General features: G+C 58.0%; 7 protein-coding genes. 5 read left to right on the top strand and 2 right to left on the bottom strand.

What is annotated here, in order from left to right; genetic code table 11:
* Positions 1–276: 276 nt before the first annotated feature.
* On the bottom strand, positions 277–1,911 hold the full coding sequence (locus ACR0JF_RS20620) for a GMC family oxidoreductase N-terminal domain-containing protein (protein ID WP_170662601.1): 1,635 nt from the start codon (positions 1,909–1,911) through the stop codon (positions 277–279).
* A gap of 10 nt (positions 1,912–1,921) precedes the next feature.
* Positions 1,922–2,950: a LacI family DNA-binding transcriptional regulator gene (locus ACR0JF_RS20625; protein ID WP_170556655.1), complete on the bottom strand. Its 1,029-nt coding sequence runs from the start codon at positions 2,948–2,950 to the stop codon at positions 1,922–1,924.
* 238 nt (positions 2,951–3,188) lie between these two features.
* Between ACR0JF_RS20625 and ACR0JF_RS20630 the strand changes: the two genes are divergently transcribed.
* The 5 genes from ACR0JF_RS20630 to ACR0JF_RS20650 all read left to right on the top strand — a co-directional run.
* Positions 3,189–4,655: an aldehyde dehydrogenase family protein gene (locus ACR0JF_RS20630; RefSeq protein ID WP_480527461.1), complete on the top strand. Its 1,467-nt coding sequence runs from the start codon at positions 3,189–3,191 to the stop codon at positions 4,653–4,655.
* A 54-nt stretch (positions 4,656–4,709) separates the two neighbouring features.
* Positions 4,710–5,684 carry an ABC transporter substrate-binding protein gene (locus ACR0JF_RS20635; protein ID WP_170556656.1) on the top strand — a complete coding sequence of 325 codons (975 nt, stop codon included), beginning with the start codon at positions 4,710–4,712 and terminating at the stop codon, positions 5,682–5,684.
* 67 nt (positions 5,685–5,751) lie between these two features.
* The gene (locus tag ACR0JF_RS20640; protein ID WP_480669788.1) at positions 5,752–7,287 is read left to right on the top strand and encodes a sugar ABC transporter ATP-binding protein; all 1,536 of its coding nucleotides are present in this window, start codon (positions 5,752–5,754) and stop codon (positions 7,285–7,287) included.
* Complete coding sequence (locus ACR0JF_RS20645) at positions 7,272–8,249, top strand: ABC transporter permease (RefSeq protein ID WP_170662599.1); 978 nt, start codon at positions 7,272–7,274, stop codon at positions 8,247–8,249. The genes ACR0JF_RS20640 and ACR0JF_RS20645 overlap by 16 nt, the downstream gene beginning before the upstream one ends.
* A 3-nt stretch (positions 8,250–8,252) precedes the next feature.
* Positions 8,253–9,024: ABC transporter permease (locus ACR0JF_RS20650; protein ID WP_480669790.1), on the top strand; the 772-nt coding region annotated here is incomplete at its 3' end.

Consider the following 9,024-nt stretch of genomic DNA (forward strand, 5'->3'; position numbering starts at 1 on the left):
TTTGAATTAAGAATGCGGAGGGCTGCAAAGTCCGCAAGGCGGACGTTAGCTTTTTTCAACGCTCGGTCTGCTATCTGTCACTTAGCGGACATGCCCAGCAACAGTGCCATCGTCGCCATCAACCAGAACCGGGTTTGTGAACCCGAACTTTCGGATCAACGCTGCGATCTGGTCGATCTGATTCTTAGAATGCGTCCGGGTGCTGCTTTTTTCATTGAGCCAGAGACTTGAACACAAGCTTAGCTTCAAGCGTTTGCCTTTAAATTCAAATGGGCTCTAAGATAATTTCTCGCGGGCTGATCCGATGCCAAGGATCAGGTCGGCGCATCGCTCGCCCAGCATCATGGCAGGTGCGTTTGTGTTGCCTGCGTTTATATCGGGCACGGCGGACATGTCGCACACCCGCAAGCTCTCGATCCCGCGTACGCGCATCCTGGCGTCCAGAACGGCCGTTTCGTCGCCGTCCCGGCCCATTTTGGCTGTGCCGGCAGGGTGATAGTTGGTTTTTACGAACCTCTTGCAATGTGCTCGTAGCGTCTCGTCGTCGTCCGCTATCGGAATGACGATTTCGCGGATTCTTTGTGCAAGCGGGCCCGACGTGAATGCCTGGCGAAAGAACCGCTGCCCCCGGATCATCTCCTGCATGTCGTCTTCATGCTTCAGAAGGTTGGGCGAAACCACCGGCATCGCGTGAGGATCGCCCGAGCGAAGCCGAACCTCTCCGCGTGATTTTGGTTTGACTACGACGGTCGTAATGGTCAGGCCAAAGTCATCTTGAACTTCGTCCAGCGCGTCGCGATCCAGATAGACGATGGGGACGCAAAAAGCCTGAATTGTCGGCTCTCCGTCAGGGTTCGACGGATTGACAAAGGCGCCGGCTTCGACCCCGGCCGAAGTCACCGGGCCGTTCCCGAACAGTTTGAACTGGATGCCGTTTCGCAGCATCCGCCAGCCTTCACCTTGTTTGAAATATCCGTATGGACCGTTGGCAAAGGCGGTGATTGGAACTTCGGGGTGGTCGATCAAGTTCTGGCCGACCCCAGGCATTGAGCAGACCACGGGAATATTGTGTTCGGCAAGATGTGCATCCGGTCCGATACCCGACAGCATTAGGATTTTCGGCGTGACCAGAGCGCCCGCCGCAAGGACAACCTCACCATCACACCGAACGATGTGGGATCCGCGTTTGTCGCGATACTGCACCCCGACTGCCCTGTCGTTTTCGATGATGACTTTTCTGACCTTTGCGCCAAGCCGGATGGTCAAGTTTGGGTTTGTCTCAAGTGGGGCGAGGAAAGCATAGGCTGACGAGCTACGTTTTCCGGCACGATTGGTGAATTGATAGAACCCGACACCGCGCTGCGTTGCGCCGTTGAAGTCCGTGTTGAATGGTTCGCCAAGGGCCTGCACCGACTGAACGAACCAACGTGACATGTCGTCGATATGCCCCGGGTCCGAGACTTGCACCGGACCGTCGCTGCCATGCAGGTCATTGTGAAGCCTGTTGTTGTCTTCCATCCTGCGGAAATAGGGCAGCACATCGTCCCATCCCCAGCCGACTCCGTCGTTGGTCTGTCGTAGCAGGTCGTTCCACGCGTCATAGTCAGAAGGGCGGCCGCGCATATAGACCTGCGCATTCACTGACGACCCGCCGCCCAGTACGTTGGCCTGCGGAATGTCATGCACGCGGCCGTCCAGGTGGTCTTGCGGTTCGGTCCGGTGGTAGGTCATGAACTTGGACCCGTTGATCATCTTGAAAATACCCGGTGGCATGTCCAGCAACGGATGGCGATGCGAATGCCCGGCCTCCAGCACCAGAACCCTGCACTTGCCTTGGTTGACCAGTCGCGCTGCAGCAGCGGCACCGGCAGAGCCGCCGCCGATGACGATGTGATCGAAGGTTTCCGTCATGATTTCACCTTCAGATCCGGCTTTTGGGTTCGCTGATCGAGTCTCGCTCGACCAGTTCGCATTCAAGCTTGACGAGTGGGTGCCTCTGACCATCCGTCGGTCCGTGGAATAGCTGTTCCACGACCCAGCGTCCCATTGCGCGGGTGGGAAGGATCATTGAGGTCAGGGGCGGCGACAGGTGTCGCGCGGTTTCATCGTCGTCAAATCCGATGACCGAGATGTCCTCGGGAATGGACAGGCCAAGTTCCTTGAGCGCCTCATAGCAGCCGATTGCCATGCGGTCATTCTGACAAAAAATTGCGGTTGGCGGAGAGGGCAGATCCATCAATTCACGCGTGGCAGCATATCCGGCGCTAGGCAGCCAATTGCCTTCTATGACCAAGTCCTCGTCAAATGGAATGTCGGCGGAAGCCAAAGCGTTTCTATACCCTGTCGTTCGTCCTGCGGCGCATTCCATGAACGGCTCGCCGGTGATGGTGGCGATTCGTTTGTGCCCGGCCTTGATCAGGGCGTTGGTCGCCGTATGTCCAGCAGCGACTTCGCCGGGAATCACCGCAGGCAAGGAGAGGTCGTCGCAAAAGCAGTTCAGCAGTAGAACCGGGGTTGCCGTCTGCCTTAGGAGTTCCGGAACGACCACCCGCCGGGTGAAAACGGTCGCGTAAATAATGCCTGCAACCTGTTGGTCGAGGAAAAACTTAAGCGTTCTTGGTTCGACTTCGGGGTCGTTTTGGGTTTCTGCCAGCAATACAAGATTTCCGGTGTCCCGAACGGCCTGTTTCACGCCGTTGAACGCGTTTACCATTTCGGGGCTCGACGCTAGATCGTCCACAACAAAAGCGATGGTGCCGTCTAGTGCCGAGGGTCGACGCGCGCTGTCCTGGGGTTTCCTAAGTTGAGAGGGCATGGCGTATCCAAGCGTGTTGGCGGCATCTAGGACTCGTTGTTTTGTGTCCTCGGAGATTTTGACGGAATCATTGTTGTTTAGAACCAGCGACACCGTCGTTTGCGAGCATCCGGCGACGCGGGCAATGTCGTGCATCGTTACGCGCTGCCGGCCCGCGACTCGTCCCACTCCCCTGTGCTGCCCGGCATTTTTCGCTTGATCGTTCATCTTTCAACCTTTTTGTGCGCGTTCTTTTTATCGATTAAGCGGGCAGCGCGCAACTAATATTAGCAACAACAAGTTAATATTAGTGTTGACGAACTAATACTATTAGTGCTTTGATCAGCGGTGCGGTCGCCATTGTGGTCTGGCCGGGAACGTGCGGGAGGCGAAATTGCGGTCTGTAGTGGGGGAGTTGGGTCAAATCGTACGTCACTCGATGTTCATCGATGGCCGCTTTACCGACTTCGATGCGGCCGAGGTTTGCGTCGAAAACCCTGCTAATGAAGAGATCGTAGCGCGAGTTCTAGATGGCGCCGCCGCTCATGCGGATGCGGCCGTCGAGGCGGCCCATCGGGCTTTTGGCCCTTGGTCCTCGCGCCCGGCAATCGAGCGAGCGCGGCTGGTCCTGAAGCTCGCCGAGGCCATCAGGGTGGACGCCGGTCGTTTGGCTGCCCTGATCACAGCCGAGCAAGGCAAGCCGATCTCGCAAGCCCGCGGTGAAGTGGATGCCGCCGTTACCTTTCTTTGCCATGCGGCTGAAGAGGCCCGGCGGATTTCAGGTGACATAGTGGCATCGGACAACAAGTCTGAGGAAATCCAGATCCGGCGTCATCCTTATGGCGTTGTTGTAGCGTTGACGGCCTGGAACTATCCATTGGCATTGGCCGCCAGGAAAATCGGGCCTGCGCTGGTCGCAGGCAACACCATTGTTCTGTTGGGGCACGAAATCACGCCGCTTTCCGGTCTTGCTATCGCCGAGCTCGCTGACAGAGTTGGGTTTCCGCCCGGTGTGCTGAATGTTCTGACAGGCAAGGGGCCGGTGGTAGGGAAGCGGTTGGTCGAACACCCCGATACGTCACTAATAACGATGACCGGCAGCACACGCGCCGGGAAAGAGATTTTTCGCGCCGCGGCCGACCGGATCAAGGTTGTCCGGCTCGAGCTTGGCGGTAAGGCGCCATTCATCGTGATGGAGGATGCGGATATTGACGCCGCCGTTTCGGCTGCCATTGCAGCCCGGTTTGCCAATTGCGGCCAGATTTGCACCTGTAACGAGCGTATGTATCTGCATCGCGGGATTGCGGATCAGTTTCTTGAAAAATTCGTGTCTGCCGCCCGTGCTTTGTCGATCGGGAATCCGATGGAAGACTGCGATCTGGGTCCCAAAGTCAGCAAAGCCGAAGTGACCAAGGTCGCCGAGGTTATCCAGCGCAGCATCGCCGAAGGTGCAGCGGTTCATCTTGCAGGCGGGACCCTGACCGACGGCGCTCACCACAAGGGGCACTGGATGTCACCGACGGTTCTTGAGGTCTCAGACAACGGCAATGCCGCGATGCAAGAGGAGGTTTTTGGCCCTGTGGCGACAGCAATGCGAGTCGAGGATTTTGATCAAGCGATAGACTTTGCGAATGACACATCATTCGGACTGTCTGCATATCTCTTTACGGCGTCACACCGGCGATTGATGGAGGCCCCGAACCGTTTGAAGTTCGGCGAACTGTACCTGAACCGTTCCAACGGCGAGGCGGTGCAGGGATTTCACACCGGTTGGGGATTGTCCGGGGTTGGGGGCGAAGACGGCGCTTATGGTTTCGACGGCTATCTGAGGAAACAGACGACTTACATGAATTGGGCATGACCTAAAACTCGCGGTCAAAACGGAGGCGACCGCACCAATGGAGGAGGAATAATCATGAAACGCAGAACTCTTTTGATCTCGACGGTTGTCGCGGGTGCACTCCTGGGCACTGCGGTGATCGCACAGGATCTACCACCGCTTGAACAGAAGGATCGCTACAAGGTCGGCTTTGCGCAGATGGAGTCAAACAACCCGTGGCGCATTGCCGAGACTAAATCCTTCCATGACACGGCCGAGGCTTGCGGCTGGGACCTTATCGCGACGGATGCAGCCGGATCTGCGGCCAAGCAGGTTGCGGATGTGGACAGCATGATCGCCCAAGGCATCGACGTTCTGTTCCTCCCCCCGAGGGAAGAAAAGCCACTGATTCCGGCTGTTATGAAAGCACGTGCCGCCGGAATTCCGACTTTTCTGGTGGACCGCTCGGTTGATCCGGCCGTCGCCAAGCCAGGCGAGCATTTCGTAGCGTTCCTTGGGTCGGATTTTATTGATCAGGGCAATCGGGCCGCACAATGGCTGATGGAGAATTTTGACGGCGACAAGGGTGTCATCGTCCAATTGGAAGGCACGACTGGTTCATCACCTGCAAATGACCGCAAAAAGGGTTTCGACGACGCGATTGCAGCGGATGACCGCTTTGAGATCGTGGCTTCTCAGACTGGTGACTTTGCGCGCGACTTGGGTCGTCAGGTGATGGAGACCCTGTTGCAGGCGCATCCCGACGTGAACGTTGTCTACGCCCACAATGACGAAATGGCGATCGGCGCGATCCAGGCTCTGGAACTGGCCGGCCGCAAGCCTGGTGAGGACGTGACTATAGTTTCGATCGACGGGACACGCGATGCGCTTCAGGCTATCATCGATGGCAAGATGGGCGTCACAGTAGAAAGCTCGCCCTTCTTCGGTCCTCTGGCTTGTGAAGTCATGAAGAAATACGCAGCAGGCGAGACGATCCCGGAATGGGTGAAAGTCGAAGATCGGATCTTTACCAAGGATAATGCGGCCGATCACATCGACGAAGCCTATTGATTCTCCCTGGTGGGTGGTGCTGGCCTGCGGTCGGCGCCGCCTGCAAGCAATCGGAGGAAGACATCTCATGAATGCGCTCGTCTCGATGTCGGGAATTGAAAAGTCCTTTGCCGGTGTACCGGCACTGAGCCAGGCCAGTCTGGAGATCGCACCTGGCGAGGTTCATGCGCTGATTGGCCAGAACGGTGCCGGCAAATCGACGATGATCAAAGTTCTGACCGGAGTTTACGATCGGGATGCCGGGGACGTCCATTTGGCGCGTGGGCCTAGCCGCATTTCCACCCCGCGGGAAGCGCAGGAATCTGGAATTGCCACGATCTATCAAGAGCTCAACCTGGTGCCGCTGCGGTCAGTGACCGAGAACATCATCATGGGTTACGAGCCCAAGCGCCTCGGCTTTCTGGTTGACTGGCGCGAGGGCAACAGGCGCGCACGCGAGGTTCTTGGGCGTTTTGGCATAGATATCGACGTGACCGAGCCACTGGGAAACTTCTCGACAGCGATCCAGCAGCTGGTTGCGATCGCGCGGGCCGTTTCGCTGGACGCAAAGCTGGTCATCATGGACGAACCCACATCGTCGCTGGATGCCAGTGAGGTAGAGGTTTTGTTCGGTGTGGTGCGCGAGTTGAAAAAACAGGGCGTGTCCGTTCTCTATGTCTCGCATTTCCTCGATGAGCTGTTCCAGATCTGCGATCGGGTCACAACGATGCGAGACGGCCGCACCGTCAGCACGCGCAACGTCCAGGACACGACCAAACTGGAAATGATCGCGGACATGCTTGGCCGCAACAAGGACGAGATCGCGGCAGACGGGCTCACCGACTTTGCAGGTGCCAAGGCCAAGAAAGGCGATATCGTTTTGCGGGCTGTCTCTGTCTCGACAGGCCCGCGACTGACGCATTTCGACCTCACGCTCCACCGCGGGGAGATCGTTGGGCTGGGCGGGCTTCTGGGCTCTGGCCGGACAGAGGCTGCGCGCGCGTTGTTCGGTGTGGACGGGGCCCGCAGCGGCGCAATCGAGCTGCACGGTGCGGTCGGGCAACCGTCCGGACCAAGCGACGCGATCGCAAACGGGGTCGGCTTTCTGACCGAAGATCGCAAGGCCGAAGGGATCATTCCTGACATGTCCGTGCGCGAGAACATGACGCTGGCGCTGCTACCGAAACTGGCCAGCCGTGGTCAGATCGACTTTGCCCGCGAGCGCGAGATCGTGCAGGCCTTCATCGACGATCTGGGTATCAAGGCGGCGCATATGGACCAACCCATTCGCGAGTTGTCCGGCGGCAACCAGCAGAAGGTTCTGCTTGCCCGTTGGCTGGCGACACAGCCCGACATCCTGATACTCGACGAGCCGACCCGAGGCGTGGATGTCGGCGCCAAGCGAGAGATCCAATCGTTCATTCGGTCTTATGTCGAAAAGGGGTTCGGCGTTGTCCTCATCAGTTCGGAATTCGAAGAATTGGTGGAAGGCGCCGACCGCATCGTGGTCATGCACGAGGGGCGCTCGGTCAAGGAACTGACCAACCCCGGGATTACCGAGAATACACTGGTGCGCGCGCTTGCGCATCATGAAGAAGGAACTGGTTCATGGACCGCGCAATGAAGTTGCCGCAACGGGTCGCATCGATGCCCTTCCGCTTTCATGGCGGCATCGCCGCGTTGATCGCCCTGCTGGTGTTCAACGCGTTTTTCACCCCCAATTTTCTGCAGCTGCAGACCCTGTTCGTGAATATCAGTCAGGTTGCCACGATCGCCATCGTGGCCATGGGCATGACGCTGGTCATCGCCACGGGTGGGATCGATCTGTCGGTTGGCGCGGTCATGGCTTTGGCCGGGGCGCTGGCTCCGCTGATCTTTCTGTCGGATCTGGGCGCCGCCAATCCGATGCTCGGCGTCACTTTGGCCATTGTCCTGCCGCTGCTCGTCGCGGGTTTATGCGGGGTATTCAACGGCGTGATGGTTGCTGTGTTGAACGTGCAGCCCATCGTTGCGACGCTCATTCTCTTCATCTCTGGTCGCGGTATTGCCCAAGTCTTGACGAACGGGAACCTGCAGACATTTTCCAACCCTTCATTCAGTTATCTTGGAACCGGCAAGGTGCTTGGCTTGCCGTTCCAGGGGTGGCTGGCGCTGGCGATTGCCTGTGTGCTGTTTTGGGTGATCACCAGAACCACTTGGGGCCGCTACCTGCTGGCGATCGGCGGCAATGAACGTGCGGCCTATCTGGCGGGTGGTCCCGTACGAAGGGTCAAGATCGGGGCCTATGTCGTCTGCGCGGTGCTTGCAGGGCTGGCCGGTCTGATTGTGGTTGCGATCAACTCGGCCTCGGACGCCGCGCGCAACGGCAATCTGATGGAGCTTGATGCCATCGCAGCCGCGGTTGTTGGCGGAGCTCTTTTGCAAGGCGGGCGGGCGCCGATCTTTGGTGCCATACTGGGTGCTGTCATCATCCAATTGGTCAAATATACACTATTGGCTAACGGGGTAGAAGACGAAGTCGCACTAATCGCCAAAGCCGCCATCATTATCCTGGCCGTTTGGGTCCAACAGTTCCGGAGGGCTTGATTGATGTTGGATGAAACGGCTTTTGACCTGCGAAAGTACCTTCGGCGCAATTCGGCTTCGGTGACGGTGTGGCTCGCACTGCTGGCTTTGATCCTGTTCGGGTTGATGCGCTATGAAAACTTTGGCAGCGCCTACAATTTCTCGTCTTTCCTGAATTACAACGCGATGTTCATCGCGATTGCACTGGGCATGTGTTTCGTGATCATGACCGGCGGGATTGATCTGTCGGTAGGATCCGTTGCGGCCTTTACGTCGGTTGTTGCGGCCTATCTCAGCCCATACGGGATTCAGGTTGCGTTGCCGGGGGCCGTTCTTGCCGGGGTTGGTTTCGGGGCGATCAACGCCTTTTGCATAATCATCCTTCGAATCCCGCCCTTCATCGCCACACTGGCGACCATGTTGGCCGCCAAAGGCGGGGCATTGGTGATTTCGGACGCCCAGACAATTTCGGTCGATTGGGGGTCGAACTTCACCAAACTTGGCATGGGGCAGGCGTTCGGCCTGTTTCCATGGGCTATCGTTATCGTCGCCGGACTGACGCTGACACTTTGGCTAGTGTTGGAAAGAACAACTATCGGGCGGACTGTCTTGGCGATCGGTGGCAGCGAGGATGCCTCGAACCTAATGGGGCTGAAGGTCAATCGCGCCAAGGCTTTCGTCTACCTGCTGTCAGGTGGCTGTGCGGGGCTGGCCGGCGTCTTTCTGGCCTCGGGCTTCGGAGCCGGACAACCCCTTGAGGGCATCGGCTGGGAATTGTCGGCCATCGCGTCCGTCG

The organism is Ruegeria sp. BG11 (genome assembly GCF_056538565.1).